This is a genomic window from Arenibacter algicola, assembly GCF_000733925.1.
GTDB lineage: Bacteria > Bacteroidota > Bacteroidia > Flavobacteriales > Flavobacteriaceae > Arenibacter > Arenibacter algicola.
Genome location: NZ_JPOO01000003.1, coordinates 797,440 through 818,809 on the forward strand (window position 1 = coordinate 797,440; position 21,370 = coordinate 818,809).

Consider the following 21,370-nt stretch of genomic DNA (forward strand, 5'->3'; position numbering starts at 1 on the left):
ACTATTGAAATGGATAAATTAAATAAAAATAACAGTTTTGGGGTTCCAGATGGGTATTTCGATACCTTTTCCAGCGATATCATGAAAAAGATAGCAAAGGAAGATGCGTCTATGCCTCCGAATGAAGGATTCAAAGTTCCGGAGGGTTATTTTGAAACTTTTAACACAAGGCTTCTGGAACAACTGGAAAGTATTCCGGCCGAGACCAAGGTAATACCATTAAAATCTTATAAGAAACACTATTACACGGCCGCTTCCGTTGCCGCGGTGGTACTATTGTTCCTTGTGGTTCAATTTAATAGCGATAAAACGCCATCATATTCGGACTTGGCCAATTCTGACATAGAAAATTATTTTGAATTTAACGACTTGGAACTTACCTCCTATGATTTGGCGGAAATACTTCCAATCGATGATTTGGACCTAAACGATATTCTGGAAATTAAGCTGGATAATGACAATATCATAGATTATCTGGACTCCCATATTGAAGATTTTGAAGAATTAAATATGCACAATGATGATTAGAAAAATAAAAATACTTGCCCCTATCCTTTTCCTTGCAGTTACGCTATCCTTAAGCTCACAGGAAAGACAGGATTGGGATAAAATAAAATCACTAAAAGTAGCTTTCATTACAGAAAGATTGGACCTTACTCCAAAGGAAGCCCAAAGTTTTTGGCCTCTTTACAATGAACATCAATCCAAAAGGGAAGGTTTGTTCAGGGAGGAGCGCTTCGAAATAGGTTCCGAGATAAAAAATCTGGATGCCCTATCGGACGCACAAGCCAGTGAACTTCTTGGCCGTATGCAAAAATTGGAGGAAGAAAAATATAAGTTGGAAAAATCCTATATCGAAAATATATCCAAGACAATTTCGGCCAAGAAGACCATTTTGTTGATGCGTTCGGAAGAGGATTTTAAACGTCAGCTTCTAAAACAATATAGACAGAAAAAGGGTGGAAGGTAATTATTCTCCAAGCTCCAAGTCAAAGGCCGTCTATTAAAACATCGTCTTTTTCAATACCATAACATATCAGCGAAAAATTAGCTTCGCAATCCTGTCCTTTCCTGCGGCATATGCAATAGTGTCGTTCATAAACCTAAGGGTATAAAAAGACTCATCTGAAAGTTGCTTCCAGGTTTCACCAGTGTCATAAGAATAAGCAATACCCTCAAAACCAACGGCAACTAGTGACTTGCCGTTAGAATTTGGCACAAATTGAACGCAGCTTCTATAATTTGGCAATTGGCCATCGGCAATCAATTTCCAGGTTTTACCTCCGTCCATGGTTACTGCCTTGTTCCCACTATTTAATTCCGGTTCAACATAATCCCCGCCAATAACAGCGCCCAGGTTTTCATCATAAAAATCAATGGAAAAGATACCTTGGGTAGTTTCTGCACTTGTTATGGGCGTTTTTATAACTTCCCAAGTAAACCCCTTGTCCTTGGTGTGATAAACATTTCCATGTGTAGTTCCTATCCAAGCCATTGTACCCAAAACCTTTATGTTGGTATTACTGGCGGCAAAGGCCCCCTCCCCGGTTTCCGACTTTGGCAAAGAAGAACATGATATTTTTTTCCAGGTACTACCGCCATCCCTAGTAATGATTATAGACAGGCACCCATTCATGCTGTCCCCAACGGCAATACCCTCCTGGTCGTTCCAAAAGGTCATGGCATCATAAAATACCTTCTCATCCTCTTCCTTATATACCAATTCCATAGTGCCCTTGTCTCCGGTTTTGTACAACAAGGCCGGGTTACCAATGGAAAGCATGAAAAAATCGGTAGAATTTTGTGCTACTGCCCTAAATTCAGGAAGAATACTGTCATATTTTTGGGTATTGACCCTCACTTTATTGGTCCTAAGATCCACTAAACCAAAAGCTCCCTTGTTGGCTGCAAATGCCATATTGCCGCCATCCATAATTTCTATGGCCCTAAAGCTCAATGAATCGGTATAAATGGTCTCTATTTTTACATCACTAAACACTCTCTGTTCTTCCATTTCGGAACAGGAGCCAAAAATGCATAGAATGAGAATCACCAAATAATTGCGCATGCTTATAATTTTCCCCAAAAATAATAGGAATAGGTTCTAATACAATACCTTTGCAATCTTAATTTTTTAAAATGCGATTACATAGAAATCTAGTGTTTGCGGTTGTTGATGCGTTAAATTATATATTTAATGAAGGTGAATATGCAGATAAGGTAGTGGAAAAAGTATTAAAATATGACAAACGATGGGGTGCCCGGGACAGAGGTTTTATTGCTGAGACCACCTACGAAATGGTGCGATGGAGGAGATTGTACGCCGAAATAGCCGAAGTTAAGGCCCCATATAGCAGGCCCAATCTATTTAGAATGTTTGCTGTTTGGGCCGTTCTTAAAGGCATTAAACTACCGGACTGGAAGCAAATTGAACCTACCCCGGAAAGAAGGATCAAAGGAAAATTTGATGAACTCTCCAAAATAAGAAAATATAGGGAATCCGTCCCCGATTGGATGGACGAGCTCTGTGCCAAATCCTTGGGCGAGGCCCTGTGGACCAAAGAAATACATGCCCTAAATGAACAGGCAGAAGTAATTTTAAGGGTAAATACCTTAAAAACAACCAAGGATAATTTAAGCAGTGTTCTCCACGAAGCAGGCGTTGAAACAGAATCCATAAAAGGGTATCCAGATGCTTTAAGGCTAAAGGAACGTTCAAATGTATTTATTACCGAAGCCTTTAAAAATGGCTGGTTCGAAGTACAGGATGCCTCCTCCCAATTGGTAGCTCCATTTTTGGACGTTAAACCTGGTCAGCGTGTAGTAGATACCTGTGCAGGGGCAGGTGGTAAAACGCTTCATTTGGCAGCACTGATGGAAAATAAGGGTCAGCTTATCGCACTTGATATTTATGGCAACAAACTAAAAGAATTAAAAAGAAGGGCCAAACGCGATGGTGCGCATAATGTGGAAACCAGGGCCATAGATTCTACCAAGGTAATTAAAAAGCTATACGACACAGCAGATAGGGTTTTAATAGATGCCCCCTGTACAGGATTGGGGGTTTTAAAGAGAAACCCCGATGCCAAGTGGAAACTGCAACCCGATTTCTTGGAAAAAATTATGGTTACCCAACAACAAATCCTACAGGATTACAGTAGAATAGTTAAGCCTGGAGGGAAATTGGTCTACGCCACCTGTTCCATATTGCCACAAGAAAATATTCAGCAAGTAAAGAAATTCCTCGGCTCAGAGGCTGGCAAAGACTTTAGCCTTATCAAGGATAGCAACATATATGCCTGCAAAACTGGATTTGACGGATTCTACATGGCCCTTTTGGAAAAGAAACCCGCTTCAAAATAAAAAATGAACAAAAAAAAGAGGCTGTCCATGCTTATGGACAGCCTCTTTTTTGGTTCTGGTTCCTAAAGTCCTATTCTAACACTAGGAGCACTAATCCCTACTCCCGTGCGAACCGTTGTTCTTCTGGGATAGCTCCTATAACTGTAATGGTCGTTATGGTAATAATAAAAGCTGGCATGGGTATGGTAATGCTGACTATGATGACAATGGGAGTCACAATGCTCACGATGTTCCGCATAGGCGTCACTTTTACCTTTCATATAAGCCTTATGGGCCTTTCTATCCCTTTTCTTTAATTCACGCTCATATTCCTTTTGCGATTCCCAAAATTCCTCTTCCTCCGATTCAGCCAATTCCTGTGATTGCTCAAATTGTGCATCCTCCTTGGCTCTTTGTTCATAATAAGTAAGTTTTTCCTTTTCGGTGGATTCTACTTCCTGGGCTATTGATCCGATAAAAGAAAAAAGTAGGATCGCTAAACTTAAAAATTGTAATCTCTTCATAACTTAAATGTTTTATTTAAACTGTGATTTATTTAATAGCACTGTTTGTATATAAAACAACCAATAGGAAAATTACCCTACCTAGTTTAGAAAAAAATAATTTTCAAAAAACCTCCTTCTTGGAATTTGTAGTGAGTACATCGGGATGCATCAACGATTCTGCCAAACTACCAGTCTTGGGCAACTCGTACTTGAAATAGAATTTCATGGTATGGATTTTACTTTCGTAGAAAGTTTTGGAATAAGTCTGGTCCCCCTCCAGTATATTTCGCTGTGCATTTACAGCAATATCCAACCACAACCACCCTATTACTACGTGACTTAAAAATTCCATAAACAAATTGGCATCGGACAGAAAGCGCTCATAATTTCCTTTTTTGGCAAAGGGAACCAAAAAATCCAAAACGCTCCTTGTCAACTTAATCTTATCGCCCAATATTTTGGCCGAAGAACGCAATTCATCAAACTCCATTGCCTCGGTTATGGTATGCAATATTTCAGTCAGCAATAATTCCAGAGCTTTTCCATTCTCCATGGGGACCTTACGTCCCAATAAATCCTGGGATTGGATACCCGTAGTACCTTCATAGATACTAAATATCCTAATATCGCGGTAGTATTGCTGAAGTATAAAATCCGAACAGAATCCGTATCCACCCAATACCTGCACCCCATTGCTCACTGATAAAGTTCCTGCCTCAGTAGGATAAGTTTTTACTATAGGAATTACCATTTCCAATAAAAGACCGTACTTTTTCTTGGTTTCTGGGTCCTTGGTGGATTGTATAATATCGTAATACTTGGCAGCCAATAAAACCAAACTTAAAGAACCTTCGGCAATTGCCTTTTGCAATAACAGCATACGCCTAACATCTGGATGTTCAATTATTAAACAAGGTTTTTCATCAGGATCTTTTTTTCCGTCACTGGAAAGCTTTCGCCCCTGGGGTCGTTCATTCGCATACTCCATAGAGGCCTGATAAGCTGCCATGCTTATGGCTGCACCCCCACGTCCTACACTTATCCTGGCACTGTTCATCATTAAAAACATATATTTAAGCCCCTTGTGTGCCTGCCCTACCAGCCAGCCATGGCAATCGTCCTTGTCTCCAAATCCGAGATGGGTGGTAGCATAACCCCTTTGACCCATTTTCTGAAAATCGGCCACGGTCATCACATCGTTATTGGTTAAACTTCCATCCTTCCCCATCCTAAGTTTAGGCACCACAAATAAGGATATGCCTTTGGTTCCGGACGGAGCACCTTCTATTCTGGCCAACAATAGGTGAACTACATTTTCTACATATTGATGATCCCCGCCTGAAATGAATATTTTTTGTCCGGATATCTTATAATAACCTTCTTGGGTGGGAGTTGCTTTGGTAGTGATATCGGATAAGGAACTACCTGCCTGGGGCTCTGTAAGGCACATGGTACCTCCCCAAGCCCCGGATAACATTTTGGGAACATAGGTTTTCTTGAGGTCTTCATTGGCGAAATGAACAATCAGTTCTGCAGCGCCTTGGGTCAAACCGGCATATCCCGGCAGATGATTGTTGGCGGCCTCCTGGATATAGGCCGAAGCCGTATGAATTATAAATGGTAACTGCAGGCCCCCATCCCCATAATCAAAAGGACCGGAAATAATTCCCATTTCCCCACCCTTCTTCATCATTACATCAACCTGTTTATGCACCATTATGGTTCCATTTTTATAAATGGCCGGTGTTTCATCCATCTCTTTGAAATAGGGAAATAATTCACGGTCGGAAAATTCTTTGATAGCATTTATAAACAAATCCAAAGAATCCTTGTCATAATCTTGGAACCGTTCTGCCGTTAGCAAATCCTCCACCCCATGTACATGGTATAACAAATATTTTAATGTTGCGATATCTACATATTCCTTGGCCATGGTAATTATATTTAATATTTATTGGTATTACATTCCTAAGATACAATTTAGTCTTCTAATAGAGGCCTCTAGTAAGAAATGAAGTTATTTGAAAAGTCTGTGCACTAGAAAAACAGGAATCTACTCTTCCTGTTTTCCATCCCAAAAAGCAAACATAAGTTTCTTACCTTTATTTTTTTATCCAAGTTAGCAAAAGAATGAACAATGAGCAGTCGGCCATAAGGACCACTTATTTCAGCATAGCTGGAAATATTATTTTGGCCGTAATTAAGGGTTTGGCAGGATTTTTTGGCAATTCCTATGCTTTAATAGCCGATGCCATTGAATCCACCACCGATATTTTTTCCTCTCTCTTGGTATTGTTTGGACTTAAATATGCAAAAAGGCCGGCAGACGAAAATCACCCCTACGGTCATGGTAAGATTGAACCCTTGATTACTTTTCTGGTAGTAGGGTTTTTAATTACCTCGGCAACGATTATAGCCTATGAAAGCATTATGAATATTTTAACCCCGCACAAAACACCCAAATCCTGGACCCTATTGGTCCTAGGGGTCATTATTTTGTGGAAAGAGATTTCGTATAGGGTGGTCTTAAAAAAAAGCATCCAGACCAACAGCTCTTCCTTAAAAGCAGATGCCTGGCATCATAGAAGCGATGCCATCACCTCCATTATGGCATTCATAGGTATATCCATTGCCCTGATCTTTGGTAAAGGATATGAAACGGCCGATGATTGGGCTGCCTTGGCGGCCTCATTTTTTATTTTTTACAATGGATATCTGATCTTTAGACCTGCCCTTGGCGAAATAATGGACGAACATTTATATGATGACCTTATAGAGGAAATTCGAGAAGTTTCATTAACTGTTGATGGTATATTGGGAACTGAAAAATGTTTCATCCGAAAGGCCGGTACAAAATATCATATTGACCTTCATGCCCAGGTAAACGGCAGTATTAGTGTAAAAGAAGGGCATGACCTGTCCCACAAACTTAAGGACAGGCTCCGTAGGGATATACCCAATATTGGACATGTTTTGATTCATATAGAACCAAAATAAAAATTATAGTACAAGGTATTTCAAATTAGACCACATACAGAAATTAACAATTGTTGTCCAAAACTGTTAACTATTCTAATGAAAAATTACACATTAAAACCGTAAATTTGCACCTTTCTCAACCTTACAATTTACATAATTAGATGATTCATTTCTTCGGAGACCTTAGCACTAAGATATTTGCGGTACAGACCAAAAACGACCTGACCCAAGAAGATAGCGTAAAACTTACGTGGTTGTTTGGCAACCAACCTAAATTAAACGCGGCGTCATTGGACGCCTTTTTTGTTGGTCCCAGGGCAGCCATGATTACCCCATGGAGCACCAATGCTACAGAGATAACCCAAAATATGGGAATTTCAGGTATAATTAGAATTGAGGAGTTTACTGCAGTAGACGAGGATGAAAAAGGGTACGACCCCATGCTTTCCCAAAAATATAGTGGCCTTTCACAGGATATTTTTAAGGTTGATGTAATGCCAGCACCTATTCTGGAAATAGTGGATATTGACCAATATAATGAACAGGAGGGATTGGCCCTAAGTGATGAGGAAGTGGCCTATTTACAGCAAGTCTCCGAAAAAATTGGCCGCAAACTAACAGATTCCGAGGTGTTTGGCTTTAGTCAGGTGAATTCTGAACACTGTAGGCATAAAATTTTTAATGGGACTTTTGTTATCGACGGAGTAGAAAAATCTTCATCACTATTTAAGCTTATTAAAAGAACATCCCAGGAACATCCAGGGGATATAGTATCGGCATATAAGGACAATGTGGCTTTTCTTAAAGGGCCGAAAGTGGTGCAGTTTGCCCCCAAAAGTGCTGACAAGCCAGATTTCTACCAAGAAAAACCATTCGAATCTGTTATCTCCCTAAAGGCCGAAACCCATAATTTCCCAACCACTGTAGAGCCTTTTAATGGGGCGGCCACAGGGGCGGGCGGAGAAATTAGGGACCGTTTGGCCGGTGGAAAAGGTTCCTTGCCCTTGGCAGGAACTGCTGTGTATATGACCGCGTATTCCCGCCTGGAAGAAAACAGGCCTTGGGAAAAGGGAATGCCAGAAAGAAATTGGTTGTACCAAACCCCAATGGATATACTAATAAAGGCGTCCAACGGAGCCTCCGATTTTGGAAACAAATTTGGACAACCCCTTATTGCGGGATCCGTACTAACATTTGAACATGATGAAGCCAATGAAAACCATGGAACTGGCCAGGGTAGAAAATTAGGATACGACAAGGTAATTATGCAGGCCGGGGGTATTGGCTATGGAAAGGCTGAACAGGCAATAAAAGATATTCCCAAAACTGGTGATAAAATCGTGATCCTTGGAGGCGACAACTACCGTATTGGTATGGGCGGTGCTGCCGTATCCAGTGCCGATACTGGAGAATTTGGAGCAACTATAGAACTTAACGCCATTCAGCGTTCCAACCCTGAAATGCAAAAAAGGGCTGCAAACGCCATACGGGGAATGGTAGAGAGCGAGCATAACCCTATCGTTTCCATACACGATCATGGTGCTGGTGGACATTTAAATTGTCTATCCGAATTGGTCGAGGATACGGGAGGATTAATAGATATGGATAAACTGCCCATTGGAGACCCTACGCTATCCGCAAAAGAAACCATTGGCAACGAATCCCAAGAACGTATGGGATTGGTCATAGGAAAAAAGGATGTTGATATGCTGCACCGAATTGCAGATAGAGAAAGATCGCCCATGTATGAGGTTGGCGATGTTACGGGAGACAACCGCTTTACATTTAAATCTACCACAACTGGAGAAAGTCCAATGGACTTGGAACTATCCGATATGTTCGGGAGTTCTCCTAAAACTGTAATGAATGATTCCTCAATAAAAAGAAAATATAAGGCCCCATCCTATTCCCTGGAACACTTTCATGATTATTTGGACCAGGTTCTGCAATTGGAAGCAGTAGCCGCCAAGGATTGGCTTACAAATAAGGTAGACCGCTGTGTAGGCGGCAAGGTGGCCAAACAGCAATGTGCCGGTCCACTGCAGTTACCCTTGAACAATTGCGGTGTTATGGCGTTGGATTACAAAGGAAAGGAAGGAATTGCCACTTCTATTGGCCACTCCCCTATTTCAGGATTGATAGACCCCTCTGCTGGAAGTAAAAATAGTATCGCTGAAGCCTTGACCAATATTGTTTGGGCACCTTTAAAAGACGGTTTGGACTCGGTTTCACTTTCCGCCAATTGGATGTGGCCCTGTAAAAATCCTGGGGAGGACGCAAGACTGTATGAGGCGGTTCAGGCCATTTCGGATTTTGCCATCGAGCTGGGAATAAATGTCCCAACTGGAAAAGATTCCCTATCCATGAAACAACGCTACAAAGACGCAGAAGTTATAGCTCCTGGAACCGTTATCATTTCCGCCGCCGGAAACTGTACCGACATTGGCAAAGTGGTAGAACCTGTCTTACAAAAAAATGGCGGGGACATATATTACATCAATTTATCCCAGGATTCCTATAAATTGGGAGGATCATCCTTTGCACAAATATTGAATACCATTGGTGATGCTGCCCCCACTATAAATAATGCCAAAAATTTTAAGACCGTATTCAATACTTTCCAAGAGTTAATTCTCAACGGAAAAATCCTGGCCGGTCACGACGTAGCATCGGGCGGATTGATTACCACGCTTTTGGAACTGTGCTTTGCCGACCTTGATTTGGGTGCCACATTGGATTTGACAAGTATAGGTGAAGCCGATACTATCAAATTATTGTTTTCAGAAAATGCGGGGATCGTTTTTCAAGCTAAGGACAGCTCGGTAGAAAAAGTATTGGCCAATTCAGGTATTGAGTATTTCAAAATTGGATCGGTGAGCACAACACCTACCCTGACCATAAAGAATCAGGGGATGGAAATGGGACTGAACATCAATTCCCTACGTGACACCTGGTTTAAAACATCCTATCTATTGGACCGAAGGCAAACCGCCAACAACTTGGCCAAAGAGCGCTACAACAATTACAAAAATCAGCCCCTAGCCTACTCTTTTCCAACCCATTTTGATGGAAAATTGCCAGCTAAGGCAAAAACGCGACCAAAAGCGGCCATCCTACGTGAAAAAGGCAGTAACTCGGAACGCGAAATGGCCAATGCCATGTACCTGGCCGGTTTTGATGTTAAGGATGTCCATATGACCGACCTAATATCCGGAAGGGAGACCTTGGAAGATATTCAATTTATAGGTGCAGTCGGTGGATTCTCTAACTCTGATGTATTGGGAAGTGCCAAAGGCTGGGCAGGAGCTTTTAAATACAACGAAAAGGCCAATACGGCACTAAAGAATTTCTTTGCCAGACCCGGTACCCTTTCCATAGGCATTTGTAACGGTTGTCAGCTATTCATGGAATTGGAATTGATCAATCCCGAGCACGCCGAACATGGAAAAATGACCTTTAATGATTCCCATAAACACGAAAGCGGATTTACTTCCGTAATTGTTCAAAAGAACAATTCCATTATGCTTTCAAGTTTGGAAGGTGCCAATTTGGGGGTTTGGATTTCCCACGGGGAAGGAAAATTTAAATTGCCCATGACCAAAGAAAATTACAACATAGTAGCCAATTACGGTTATGAAGGTTATCCGGCAAACCCAAATGGCAGTGATTTCAATACAGCCATGTTATGTGACGCCTCTGGTCGACATCTGGTGACTATGCCCCATATAGAGCGTTCCATTTTCCAGTGGAATTGGGCACATTACCCTGCTGACAGACTGGATGAGGTTTCTCCATGGCTAGAGGCATTTGTCAACGCAAGAAAATGGCTGGAAACCCATAAGGAGTAATTATGATCTTTAGACAAGCTACCAAGGAAGACCTTCCATCAATAATAGAAATGATAGCCAATGATACCTTGGGCCAATTGCGGGAAAGGTTTGAGGACCCGCTTCCCAAAGAGTATTATAGTGCCTTTGAAAGAATTAATACGGACAAAAATCAGGAATTAATCGTTATAGAGAATTCCGAGGGCGAAGTCGTAGCCACTTTTCAATTAAGCTTTCTCCAATACCTAACCTATTTAGGCGGCATACGCTGTCTTGTGGAAAACGTCCATGTACGGGAAGACCAAACGGGCAAGGGAATTGGCAAACAAATGTTTCAATGGATTATTGAAAGGGCAAAGGAAAAAAACGTCCATTTGATACAGTTGACCTCCAACAAACTACGCCCCAATGCAATTCGTTTTTATGAAGGCATCGGATTCAAAGCTACCCACGAAGGATTTAAACTACATCTCTAATTCCACCAATTAAAATCCCCTGAATAGAAGTTGGACTTTTATTCAGGGGATTTTAATATAAATAATTATACTTCCTTAGAGGAAATCAAATTTACTTTCTACTTCTTGGAATAATCTGCATGGATAGCCTTATCAAAGGCCTCCCAATGCTCCGGCTTCATTCTTTCGGGGGTAAAAAGGCAAATTCCCGCGGCTCCGTTCTCCATGGAAGTTCTAATGGCCGTTTCTATTTCTGAAGGCAATAATCCGTGATTTTCAGGGTCATTCTCTTTTGTTTTGTTCTCCGGGTTTGGACATATGAAAAGTCCACTATAAATGGGCTTTTCTCCGTTTACGGATTCCACTTCCTCCTTGGTTATTTCCCCAACCCATTCAGGACCTTTTAAATAAAAATCGTTATAGTTCATAGGATAAAAGGCATCCAAGTCCCATTTGTTCCATTCTTGTCTAACCATTTTCATTGCATTGCTAGGACCTGGAAAAACCGCCGCATTTATCTTTTTGCCCTTGTCATGTACTACCTTGGACAAACGATTTACAATGTTGGTAATTAAATCATATCTAAACTGCTTCCATTCCTGTACTTTGGACGGATCTTCAACCTCTTTTATGTCGATTCCTGATTGCTCTTTAAAATCACCTACACATTTATCACAATAGCAATAATCGGCCACCGGATATTCCTCGTTCATCACCAGTCCATATTTGTCCCAAAGGCCTTCGGCCAATATAACATCCGGGAAACGGATATAATCCAAATGTATCCCATCTACTTCTTCCACGGCTGCAATATTTCCGTATAGTTCGGACAGGAAGGTAAATGAACCCTCCTTATTGGGGCAAAGAAATTTGTAATATGAAACATATGCGGGTTTATCAAAAGCTGACTCCCCATTGCGGTTTATCGCATAAAGATCTTGTGGCAATTTAGGATTGTCTCCCTGCACCATTGTAGGTACCCATGTATGGAATTCCATTCCCGCATCCTTTACCAATTTACCTACCCGCTTATACGTTTCTGGATTATGTCCGCCGTTGTACATCAGGCCATCTATCCCTTTTTCCTTATAATTCTTAAAAGTTGCCATCAATTCTTGATCTGTAGCCTCCCCAGGACCACCAGTCCATGCATATACAGGGATTTTAGTTTTTTCGGCACAGGAAATCATAGTAAAAATAACTACTGCCGTTACAAAAAGCTTTTTCATTGGTTTAGTTTAATTGTTAATAATAATTAGATATGCACACACCCTAACGCTCCAGATGTCCTAAAAATAGGCAGAAACGTTTATATTGGAATTTGGTGCATTAAAGTTTGAACTTAATCATTTTGTAGCTTCCTAGCCATAAATCTTAGCTAAGTAACCTCGGAATTAATACAAACAACATTATTCTGCCTTAGAATTAATTCTACTTAAGGAAACATTAATAAGGGTAAATCTTTACTAAAAACAATAGTATCCTATTCAAAAATGGGCGAAAATCAGGAATAAATCAAGGCTCTTCAAGATCAGATCACTAATTAAAAATATCTCGGTTACAACTCCCCAGTCCAATTAAACAAAGCCAAAAAGGAACAATTTTTAGCAGATAAAATGAAGACTCCTTAATTTTTTTACATTTTTTATACGAATGTGATTTTAAAATACCGTTCCCTTTTCTTAATTTGCGATTACGAACAGCAAATTAAATATGCAAGAAATCACCCGCCTTTTTGATTTTCCTTATTATCAATTAGAGAAATTCAATTTAAAAAAATCACTGGTCACAAAGTACAATGGAGAATGGGTTGCAACATCTACCCAGGAATATATAGACAAGGCAAATGCTATTAGTAGGGCCTTGTTGCGACTAGGCGTAAAACCTAATGACAAAATTGCCCTAATTTCCATGGCCAACAGAACGGAATGGAATATAATGGACATTGGAATACTTCAAATTGGGGCACAAAACGTTCCTATATACCCTACCATTTCGGAAGAAGATTACGCTTATGTTCTAAATCATTCAGAAGCCAAATATGTTTTTGTGTCCTGCACAGAAGTTTTTGACAAGGTCAATGCCGTAAAAGCGACTACACCACATTTAAAGGATGTATACTCCTTTGACGTACTGGAGAACTGCAAGAATTGGAGCGAAATCTTGGAATTGGGTACGGATACCGCCAACCAAAATGAGGTAGAAAAACTTAAGGATAAGGTGAAGCCGGATGATTTGGCTACCTTGATTTATACGTCCGGGACCACTGGTAGACCTAAAGGGGTAATGCTCACCCACAACAATGTGGTATGCAATGCCATTGAAAGTTCCAAGCGTCTGCCCATAGATTATGGCAATACTACATGTTTAAGCTTTTTGCCCGTCTGCCATATCTATGAACGAATGATGATGTATCTCTATCAATACGCTGGGGTCACTATCTATTTTGCAGAGTCCATGGATAAAATAAGCGACAATCTAAAAGAGTGCGCCCCCCATGTAATGACCGCTGTACCCCGATTATTGGAAAAAGTGTACGATAAAATCATTGCCAAGGGAACCGAACTTACAGGAATAAAAAAGAAATTGTTTTTCTGGGCTGTAGAAGTGGGATTGAAATATGAACCATACGGGCAGAACGGTTGGTGGTACGAACAGCAATTGGCAATGGCCAGAAAATTAATTTTTAGCAAGTGGAAAGACGGGTTAGGAGGCAATCTTTCTCTGATAGCCTCCGGTAGTGCTGCCTTACAGCCTAGATTGGCACGTATTTTCAATGCCGCTGGCTTTGGGGTTATGGAAGGATACGGACTTACGGAAACTTCACCAGTGGTTTCTGTGAACGATATGAGGGATGGCGGATTTAAAATAGGGACCGTTGGAAAATTATTGGCTAATACAGAAGTAAAAATTGCGGAAGACGGTGAAATATGTGTTAAAGGGCCACAAGTAATGTTGGGTTATTACAAGGATGCTGAAAAAACAGCTGAGGTTATAAAGGATGGATATTTTCATACTGGGGATATTGGAGAGATAGATACCGATGGATTTCTCAAGATCACGGACAGAAAGAAAGAAATGTTCAAAACATCAGGAGGTAAATATGTTGCGCCCCAACTATTGGAAAACAGGTTTAAGCAATCCAGATTTATAGAACAAATAATGGTTGTAGGCGAAGGGGAAAAAATGCCGGCAGCCTTGATACAACCAGATTTTGAATTTTTACGCAATTGGGCCAAAATGCACGATATAGAGGTTGGCGACAATAAAAAAATGGTCCAAAATGAAAAAGTAAATGCCAGATTCCAAGAGGAAGTGGATGCTGCCAATGAAAGTTTTGCCAAATGGGAAAAGGTGAAACAATTTAGACTTACGCCAGATGTATGGAGCATAGACGACGGGCACCTTACGCCTACCATGAAATTAAAGCGAAAAATAGTAAAAGAAAAGTATATGGATCTTTACAATGACATTTACCGGCATTAGTGACTTGTCCCAAACCAAATTAAAAACAGCTTCTGTAACCAGAAGCTGTTTTATTTTATAGAGGCCATATTTTTTTTGAAATATATTATGCATGCATAATATATTTTTATATCTTTGAAAGAACCAACAAAACAGCATGCAAGACATAACAATAGATTACGCGCTCCGAGCAACTTGGCAAGCGGTCACAAAGATGTATAACGAGGAGGCGAGGAAATTCAACAGTACTATGGCCGTAGGCTTTACATTATTGAGTATAGACCCCAAAACCGGTACCCCCTCTACCGCCCTTGGCCCAAAAATGGGTATGGAGGCCACGAGTCTCTCGCGGATATTGAAAAGTATGGAGGAAAAGGGACTTATTGAACGCAGGCCAAACCCCAATGATGGTAGGGGTGTTCTGATACACCTCACGGCTTTTGGCCTGGAAAAGAGGAAGGATTCAAAAGATGTTGTACTTCGTTTCAACGATGTGGTGAAGACACATGTACCCAAAGAAAAATTGGAAACTTTTTTTGAGGTAACGGAGATTATCAACAAACTAATTGCGGAAAAGAAAATTTATTAATAGAGTAAACTACCTCGGGGCAAGACCACGAGGCATTGAAAGGAAATTTAATTTTGATTTCGACGCAAGCGTCGGAGCATTTAAATCTCGATTATCGAGTAAAAAACTAGTTAACACCTTTTTATTGATGAACAAACACATTAAAAAAGTAGCAGTTATTGGTTCTGGTATAATGGGAAGCGGCATAGCCTGCCATTTCGCCAACATAGGAGTGGAGGTATTGCTCTTGGATATTATACCACGGGAACTCAATGATAAAGAAAAAGCAAATGGCCTTACCCTAGTGGATAAGGTAGTTAGAAATAGATTGGTAAACGATTCCTTGGCCGCTGCATTAAAATCCAAACCCTCCCCTATTTATCATCAAAATTTTGCCCAAAGAATCTCGACCGGGAATCTTGAGGACGACATTTCCAAAGTTGGACAGGTAGATTGGATCATTGAAGTGGTAGTAGAACGTCTGGATATCAAAAAAATAGTTTTTGAAAAACTGGACAAGCACAGAAAGCCGGGCACTTTAATTACTTCCAACACCTCGGGCATTCCCATAAAATTTATGAGTGAGGGAAGAAGTGAAGATTTCCAAAAACATTTCTGCGGAACACACTTTTTTAATCCGGCCCGATACTTAAAGCTTTTTGAAATAATTCCTGGACCCAAAACTTCTCCCGAAGTATTGGATTTCTTAAATGGCTATGGGGAACAGTTTTTAGGCAAGACCTCGGTGATAGCCAAAGATACTCCTGCGTTTATTGGTAATAGAATAGGTACCTTTAGCATAATGAGTTTGTTCCATGCCGTAAAGGAGATGGACCTTACCGTTGAGGAAATAGATAAACTTTCAGGACCGGTAATAGGTAGACCAAAATCGGCCACCTTCCGCACCGTAGACGTTGTTGGCTTGGACACTTTGGTACATGTCGCCAATGGTATTGCAGAAAATTGTAAGGATGATGAAAGACGGGAACAATTTACACTTCCGGATTTCATCGGAAAAATGATGGAAAATAAATGGTTCGGAAGTAAAACAGGGCAAGGCTTCTATAAAAAGGAAGGTCGGGAAATATTGGCCTTGGACCTGAACACAATGGAATACAGACCCAGTAAAAAGGCTAGTTTTGCCACTCTTGAACTCACCAAATCCATAGAAAATGTAATCGACCGATTTAAGGTGTTGGTTACCGGAAAGGACAAGGCAGGTGCCTTTTACAGAAAAAGTTTTTCCTCCTTATTTGAATATGCCTCCAATAGAATCCCTGAAATAACCGAAGAATTATATAAAATAGATGACGCCATGAAAGCAGGTTTTGCCTGGGGACATGGCCCCTTTCAAATTTGGGATGCCATAGGTGTTGAAAAAGGGATAGAAATGATGAAAGCCGAAGGTTTTCAACCGGCGGCCTGGGTTACCGAAATGATATCCTCAGGAAATAAATCATTCTACACCATTAAAGACGGGGCAACCTATTTCTACGACATTCCCAAAAAGGCGATGGCGAAAATACCAGGTCAGGATTCCTTTATCATTTTGGACAATATTAGAAAATCCAATGAGGTTTGGAAAAACTCGGGAGTTGTTATTGAGGATTTGGGCGATGGTATATTGAATGTGGAATTCCAGTCCAAAATGAACACCATTGGTGGCGATGTATTGGCCGGACTCAACAAGGCCATTGATTTGGCAGAAAAAGACTTTCAAGGTCTGGTGGTGGGCAACCAGGCACCCAACTTTTCTGTTGGCGCCAATATTGGAATGATATTTATGATGGCCGTGGAACAGGAATACGATGAGCTTAACATGGCCATAAAGATGTTTCAGGATACAATGATGCGTATGCGTTATTCATCCATTCCTACTGTTTCTGCCCCACACGGAATGACTTTGGGTGGTGGTTGTGAGTTGTCTTTACATGCCGATAAGGTTGTTGCCGCAGCTGAAACCTACATGGGGCTGGTAGAATTCGGAGTTGGGGTCATACCAGGAGGTGGTGGTTCCAAGGAAATGGCATTAAGGGCATCAGATACCTTTAGGAAAAATGATGTTGAGCTTAATGTACTTCAAGAATATTTCCTCACTATTGGAATGGCAAAAGTTTCAACATCCGCTTATGAGGCCTATGATATGGGAGTTCTTGAAAAAGGGAAAGATATAGTGGTCGTAAATAAGGACCGACAAATTGCAACAGCCAAAGCTTACGCCAAACTAATGGCAGAACAGGGCTATACCCAACCTCCAAAGAGAAAAGACGTAAAGGTTCTTGGAAAACAGGCCCTAGGTATGTTTTTGGTAGGAACGGATGCCATGGAGGACAGTAATTATATAAGTGAACACGACCATAAGATTGCCAACAAATTAGCCTATGTAATGGCCGGTGGTGACTTGTCGGAACCAACCTTGGTCACTGAACAATATCTATTGGATCTGGAACGGGAAGCATTCCTATCCCTCTGTACGGAAAGAAAAACCTTGGAACGAATACAACATATGTTGAAGACAGGGAAGCCGTTAAGAAATTAAGATAATAGACGATTAGACCCTAGAGACTAGACCAAATGGGACGACATAATTTTAAGAAATTGAAAATATGGCAAGAAGGAATGGAAATTGTAAGTGAGAACTATAGGCTTACACGAACTTATCCGGATTTTGAAAGGTTTAATTTAATTAGTCAAATGAACAGATCTGCGGTTTCCATTCCATCTAATATTTCTGAAGGGTCAAGTAAAAGTACTAATAGACATTTTATTAAATATTTAGAGAATAGTCTGGGTTCTGCTTTCGAATGGGAAACTCAATTAATTGTTTCGTATAATGAAAAATATTTGGATGAAGAGAAGTTCGAAGAACTTGAAACTAAAATTTTACAAATTCAAAAAATGATTGCCTCATTTATCGACAATTTAGATAAGTAAGGTCTAGACTCTAGCATCAAGTAGTCTAAAATCTCAACTTCAAAACAAAAATAGAACTATGAACAAACAAGCATTTATAGTAAAAGCATATAGGACCGCAGTAGGAAAAGCCCCAAAAGGTGTTTTCCGTTTTAAGAGAACGGATGAGCTGGCTGCCGAAACCATAGCGTATATGATGAATGAGTTGCCACAATTGGACAAAAAACGCATTGATGACGTTATTGTTGGAAACGCTATGCCCGAGGGTTCCCAAGGTCTGAACATGGCCAGATTAATCTCTTTAATGGGACTTAATATTGTTGATGTACCGGGGGTTACGGTAAATAGATTTTGTTCTTCTGGAATAGAAACTATTGGTATAGCCACCGCCAAAATACAAGCAGGCATGGCCGACTGTATCATTGCTGGTGGAGCAGAAAGTATGAGTGCCGTTCCTATGACCGGTTATAAAACGGAGCTCAACTATGACCTTGCAAAGGCCGGTCACGAAGATTATTACTGGGGCATGGGAAATACTGCGGAAGCGGTAGCCAAACAATTTAATGTATCCCGTGAGGACCAGGACGAGTTTGCCTACAACTCGCATATGAAAGCGCTTAGGGCTCAGGCCGAGGACCGTTTTCAAAGTCAGATTGTTCCTATTGAGGTAGAACAGACCTACGTTGATGATAACGGAAAGAGGGCAACAAAAAAATACACAGTGACCAAAGATGAGGGACCACGTAAAGGAACCAGCAAGGAAGCTCTGGCAGGACTGCGTCCGGTTTTCGCCGCAGGGGGAAGTGTCACTGCCGGTAATTCCTCACAGATGAGCGATGGCGCAGCTTTTGTACTGGTAATGAGTGAAGATATGGTAAAGGAGCTAAAATTGGAACCAATTGCAAGATTGGTCAACTATGCCGCAGCCGGAGTTGAACCCAGAATCATGGGAATTGGCCCTGTAAAAGCAATTCCAAAAGCCCTAAAACAAGCCGGTCTTAAACAGAACGATATTGAATTGATAGAGCTGAACGAAGCCTTCGCTTCACAGTCATTGGCTGTAATTCGAGAGCTAGACCTAAACAATGATATAGTCAATGTAAATGGGGGGGCCATAGCTCTTGGCCACCCTTTGGGCTGTACAGGAGCCAAGTTGTCCGTTCAACTTTTTGATGAGATGAGAAAGAGGGATATGAAAGGGAAATACGGCATGGTGACCATGTGCGTAGGTACTGGACAGGGAGCAGCGGGTATTTTTGAATTTTTAAATTAAAATTACAAGACATATTTATTGAGGCGCTTGCTATTTCAATATACCCTTCAATACATATTAAAAACTTAATAACAAGAACAATGAGTACAGAAACAACAACTAAAGAAATATTAAGGGGTGGACAATTCCTAGTTAAGGAAACCAATTGTGAGGATATTTTTACGCCTGAGGATTTTTCCGAAGAGCAAAAAATGATGCGCGACTCCGTTATTGAGTTCAACGATCGGGAGATTGTAGCCAATCGGGATCGTTTCGAAGCCAAGGATTATGCCCTGACACAGGAGGTAATGACCAAGGCCGGAGAAATGGGCTTTTTGGGTGTTGCCGTTCCTGAAGCCTATGGTGGATTGGGAATGGGCTTTATTTCCACTATGATCGTTTGTGAATATATTTCTAGTGGTAGTGGTTCCTTTAGTACAGCCTTTGGTGCACATACCGGTATAGGCACCATGCCCATAACTTTATACGGTACCGAAGCCCAAAAGCAAAAATATGTTCCAAAATTGGCCACAGGTGAATGGTTCGGTGCTTACTGTTTAACAGAACCAGGGGCGGGTAGTGATGCCAATTCGGGCAAAACCACAGCTACTCTTTCCGCAGATGGTAAGAGCTACAAGATAAATGGCCAGAAAATGTGGATTTCCAATGCCGGGTTCTGCAAATTATTTATTGTTTTTGCACGAATTGAAAATGACAAAAATATAACCGGATTTATAGTAGAAAATGATCCTAGTAATGGTATTACTTTGGGGGAGGAAGAACATAAATTGGGAATCCGTGCCTCTTCTACCAGACAGGTTTTCTTTAACGATACGGTAGTTCCAGTTGAAAACATGCTTTCCGAAAGGGGAAATGGTTTTAAAATTGCAATGAACGCCTTAAACATTGGACGAATTAAATTGGCGGCCGCCTGTTTGGACTCGCAAAGACGAATTACTACCAACGCCTTAAGATATGCTACGGAACGTAAGCAGTTTAAAACAGCCATAGTAGATTTCGGGGCAATAAAATCGAAGTTGGCGGAAATGGCGACCAGTTTGTATGCTGGGGAAGCTGCCTCATATAGAGCTGCCAAAAATATTGAGGACCGTATTGCCATGCGCTTAGCGGCCGGTAATAGCCACCAGGAAGCAGAACTTAAAGGTGTAGAGGAATATGCCATTGAATGTTCCATATTAAAAGTTGCCGTATCCGAAGACGTTCAGAACTGCTCGGATGAGGGTATCCAAATTTTTGGCGGTATGGGCTTTTCCGAGGAAACCCCAATGGAAGCAGCCTGGAGAGATGCCCGTATAGCCAGAATATATGAAGGTACCAATGAGATCAACAGAATGTTATCCATTGGCCTATTGGTCAAAAAAGCCATGAAAGGGCATGTAGATCTTTTGGGTCCGGCTACGGCCGTAGGGAATGAACTAATGGGCATTCCTTCTTTTGACACCCCGGACTATTCCGAATTGTTGTCTGAAGAAAAAGAAATGGTTGCAAAGCTTAAGAAAGTTTTCTTAATGGTGGCCGGTTCTGCGGTCCAGAAATATGGACCTGGCCTAGATGAACATCAAATGTTACTGTTGGCTGCATCCAATATTTTGATAGAGATATATTTGGCGGAATCTGCCATCTTAAGAACTGAAAAAAATGCAAAACGATTTGGGGAAGCGGCCCAAAAAGAACAAATAGCTATGTCCAAATTGTACCTGTACAATGCAGTGGACACTGTTATAAAAAATGGCAAGGAAGCTATAATTTCAATGGCCGAGGGAGATGAGCAACGTATGATGCTTATGGGCCTAAAGCGTTTTACGAAATATACAAACCAACCCAACGTAGTTGAACTGCGAAATACAATTGCCGATAAACTCAAGGCTGAAAACAAGTATTGTTTTTAGTGAAGATTGACTAACTCAAGCTCATGCTTCGTAATGAAGCGAAACCGAAGAACCGCCCTAAAAAGAGCGGTTCTTTATTTTATACTATTATCCAGAGAAATAAGAAAAGGTTTAAGCATTATCTAGGAAACTTGATCCATTTTGAAATATAAA

16 protein-coding genes are annotated in these 21,370 nt (G+C 40.9%); 12 read left to right on the forward strand and 4 right to left on the reverse strand.

Translation table 11 applies throughout. The features are described 5' to 3' along the window. Nucleotides 1-9: 9 nt before the first annotated feature. Nucleotides 10-528 (forward strand): hypothetical protein, encoded by a 519-nt coding sequence (locus U735_RS0113730; protein WP_031444371.1) that lies wholly within the window; start codon nt 10-12, stop codon nt 526-528. Then, a complete protein-coding gene (locus tag U735_RS0113735) occupies nt 518-970 on the forward strand; it encodes a hypothetical protein (RefSeq protein ID WP_146032789.1) in 453 nt (150 codons plus the stop codon). The genes U735_RS0113730 and U735_RS0113735 overlap by 11 nt, the downstream gene beginning before the upstream one ends. A gap of 66 nt (nt 971-1,036) precedes the next feature. On the opposite strand, the gene U735_RS0113740 is transcribed toward U735_RS0113735, so the two are convergent. Next, on the reverse strand, nt 1,037-2,068 hold the full coding sequence (locus U735_RS0113740; protein ID WP_031444373.1) for a beta propeller repeat protein: 1,032 nt from the start codon (nt 2,066-2,068) through the stop codon (nt 1,037-1,039). A 71-nt stretch (nt 2,069-2,139) separates the two neighbouring features. Here U735_RS0113740 and U735_RS0113745 point away from each other — a divergent pair, with 71 nt between their 5' ends. Further along, complete coding sequence (locus tag U735_RS0113745) at nt 2,140-3,363, forward strand: RsmB/NOP family class I SAM-dependent RNA methyltransferase (RefSeq protein WP_031444374.1); 1,224 nt, start codon at nt 2,140-2,142, stop codon at nt 3,361-3,363. 62 nt (nt 3,364-3,425) lie between these two features. On the opposite strand, the gene U735_RS0113750 is transcribed toward U735_RS0113745, so the two are convergent. Together U735_RS0113750 and U735_RS0113755 are read right to left on the reverse strand one after the other, a co-directional pair. Then, nucleotides 3,426-3,866: a hypothetical protein gene (locus U735_RS0113750; RefSeq protein ID WP_031444375.1), complete on the reverse strand. Its 441-nt coding sequence runs from the start codon at nt 3,864-3,866 to the stop codon at nt 3,426-3,428. Nucleotides 3,867-3,969: 103 nt separating this feature from the next. Then, complete coding sequence (locus tag U735_RS0113755; protein WP_031444376.1) at nt 3,970-5,781, reverse strand: acyl-CoA dehydrogenase; 1,812 nt, start codon at nt 5,779-5,781, stop codon at nt 3,970-3,972. Between the two features lie 197 nt (nt 5,782-5,978). Here U735_RS0113755 and U735_RS0113760 point away from each other — a divergent pair, with 197 nt between their 5' ends. From U735_RS0113760 to U735_RS0113770, 3 genes are all read left to right on the forward strand, one after another. Beyond that, nucleotides 5,979-6,845 (forward strand): cation diffusion facilitator family transporter, encoded by an 867-nt coding sequence (locus tag U735_RS0113760; protein WP_031444377.1) that lies wholly within the window; start codon nt 5,979-5,981, stop codon nt 6,843-6,845. A gap of 143 nt (nt 6,846-6,988) precedes the next feature. Beyond that, nucleotides 6,989-10,675: a phosphoribosylformylglycinamidine synthase gene (purL, locus tag U735_RS0113765; RefSeq protein ID WP_031444378.1), complete on the forward strand. Its 3,687-nt coding sequence runs from the start codon at nt 6,989-6,991 to the stop codon at nt 10,673-10,675. A 2-nt stretch (nt 10,676-10,677) separates the two neighbouring features. Beyond that, on the forward strand, nt 10,678-11,130 hold the full coding sequence (locus U735_RS0113770; protein ID WP_031444379.1) for a GNAT family N-acetyltransferase: 453 nt from the start codon (nt 10,678-10,680) through the stop codon (nt 11,128-11,130). Between the two features lie 98 nt (nt 11,131-11,228). On the opposite strand, the gene U735_RS0113775 is transcribed toward U735_RS0113770, so the two are convergent. Further along, nucleotides 11,229-12,338 carry a glycoside hydrolase family 10 protein gene (locus U735_RS0113775; protein ID WP_031444380.1) on the reverse strand — a complete coding sequence of 370 codons (1,110 nt, stop codon included), beginning with the start codon at nt 12,336-12,338 and terminating at the stop codon, nt 11,229-11,231. A 484-nt stretch (nt 12,339-12,822) separates the two neighbouring features. Here U735_RS0113775 and U735_RS0113780 point away from each other — a divergent pair, with 484 nt between their 5' ends. From U735_RS0113780 to U735_RS0113805, 6 genes are all read left to right on the forward strand, one after another. Next, nucleotides 12,823-14,595, forward strand: coding sequence for an AMP-dependent synthetase/ligase (locus U735_RS0113780; RefSeq protein ID WP_031444381.1), 1,773 nt, complete (start codon nt 12,823-12,825; stop codon nt 14,593-14,595). Nucleotides 14,596-14,731: 136 nt separating this feature from the next. After that, entirely contained in the window at nt 14,732-15,163 is a 432-nt protein-coding gene (locus U735_RS0113785; protein ID WP_031444382.1) for a MarR family winged helix-turn-helix transcriptional regulator, read from the forward strand. 127 nt (nt 15,164-15,290) lie between these two features. Then, a complete protein-coding gene (locus tag U735_RS0113790) occupies nt 15,291-17,681 on the forward strand; it encodes a 3-hydroxyacyl-CoA dehydrogenase/enoyl-CoA hydratase family protein (protein ID WP_031444383.1) in 2,391 nt (796 codons plus the stop codon). Between the two features lie 35 nt (nt 17,682-17,716). Beyond that, a complete protein-coding gene (locus tag U735_RS0113795) occupies nt 17,717-18,076 on the forward strand; it encodes a four helix bundle protein (protein WP_031444384.1) in 360 nt (119 codons plus the stop codon). 58 nt (nt 18,077-18,134) lie between these two features. Continuing rightward, nucleotides 18,135-19,328, forward strand: coding sequence for an acetyl-CoA C-acyltransferase (locus tag U735_RS0113800; protein ID WP_031444385.1), 1,194 nt, complete (start codon nt 18,135-18,137; stop codon nt 19,326-19,328). An 80-nt stretch (nt 19,329-19,408) separates the two neighbouring features. After that, nucleotides 19,409-21,217, forward strand: a complete 1,809-nt coding sequence (locus tag U735_RS0113805) for an acyl-CoA dehydrogenase family protein (RefSeq protein WP_031444386.1) — start codon at nt 19,409-19,411, stop codon at nt 21,215-21,217. The last annotated feature ends 153 nt before the right edge of the window (nt 21,218-21,370 follow it).

What these genes read in the sequence shown, in the direction of transcription:
- U735_RS0113790 (WP_031444383.1), top strand. Translation starts at nt 15,291, where the DNA reads ATGAACAAACACATTAAAAAAGTAGCAGTTATTGGTTCTGGTATAATG.
- U735_RS0113775 (WP_031444380.1), bottom strand. Translation starts at nt 12,338, where the DNA reads ATGAAAAAGCTTTTTGTAACGGCAGTAGTTATTTTTACTATGATTTCC.
- U735_RS0113755 (WP_031444376.1), bottom strand. Translation starts at nt 5,781, where the DNA reads ATGGCCAAGGAATATGTAGATATCGCAACATTAAAATATTTGTTATAC.
- U735_RS0113805 (WP_031444386.1), top strand. Translation starts at nt 19,409, where the DNA reads ATGAGTACAGAAACAACAACTAAAGAAATATTAAGGGGTGGACAATTC.
- U735_RS0113730 (WP_031444371.1), top strand. Translation starts at nt 10, where the DNA reads ATGGATAAATTAAATAAAAATAACAGTTTTGGGGTTCCAGATGGGTAT.
- U735_RS0113785 (WP_031444382.1), top strand. Translation starts at nt 14,732, where the DNA reads ATGCAAGACATAACAATAGATTACGCGCTCCGAGCAACTTGGCAAGCG.
- U735_RS0113735 (WP_146032789.1), top strand. Translation starts at nt 518, where the DNA reads ATGATGATTAGAAAAATAAAAATACTTGCCCCTATCCTTTTCCTTGCA.
- U735_RS0113770 (WP_031444379.1), top strand. Translation starts at nt 10,678, where the DNA reads ATGATCTTTAGACAAGCTACCAAGGAAGACCTTCCATCAATAATAGAA.
- U735_RS0113745 (WP_031444374.1), top strand. Translation starts at nt 2,140, where the DNA reads ATGCGATTACATAGAAATCTAGTGTTTGCGGTTGTTGATGCGTTAAAT.
- U735_RS0113750 (WP_031444375.1), bottom strand. Translation starts at nt 3,866, where the DNA reads ATGAAGAGATTACAATTTTTAAGTTTAGCGATCCTACTTTTTTCTTTT.
- U735_RS0113760 (WP_031444377.1), top strand. Translation starts at nt 5,979, where the DNA reads ATGAACAATGAGCAGTCGGCCATAAGGACCACTTATTTCAGCATAGCT.
- U735_RS0113780 (WP_031444381.1), top strand. Translation starts at nt 12,823, where the DNA reads ATGCAAGAAATCACCCGCCTTTTTGATTTTCCTTATTATCAATTAGAG.
- purL (WP_031444378.1), top strand. Translation starts at nt 6,989, where the DNA reads ATGATTCATTTCTTCGGAGACCTTAGCACTAAGATATTTGCGGTACAG.
- U735_RS0113740 (WP_031444373.1), bottom strand. Translation starts at nt 2,068, where the DNA reads ATGCGCAATTATTTGGTGATTCTCATTCTATGCATTTTTGGCTCCTGT.
- U735_RS0113800 (WP_031444385.1), top strand. Translation starts at nt 18,135, where the DNA reads ATGAACAAACAAGCATTTATAGTAAAAGCATATAGGACCGCAGTAGGA.
- U735_RS0113795 (WP_031444384.1), top strand. Translation starts at nt 17,717, where the DNA reads ATGGGACGACATAATTTTAAGAAATTGAAAATATGGCAAGAAGGAATG.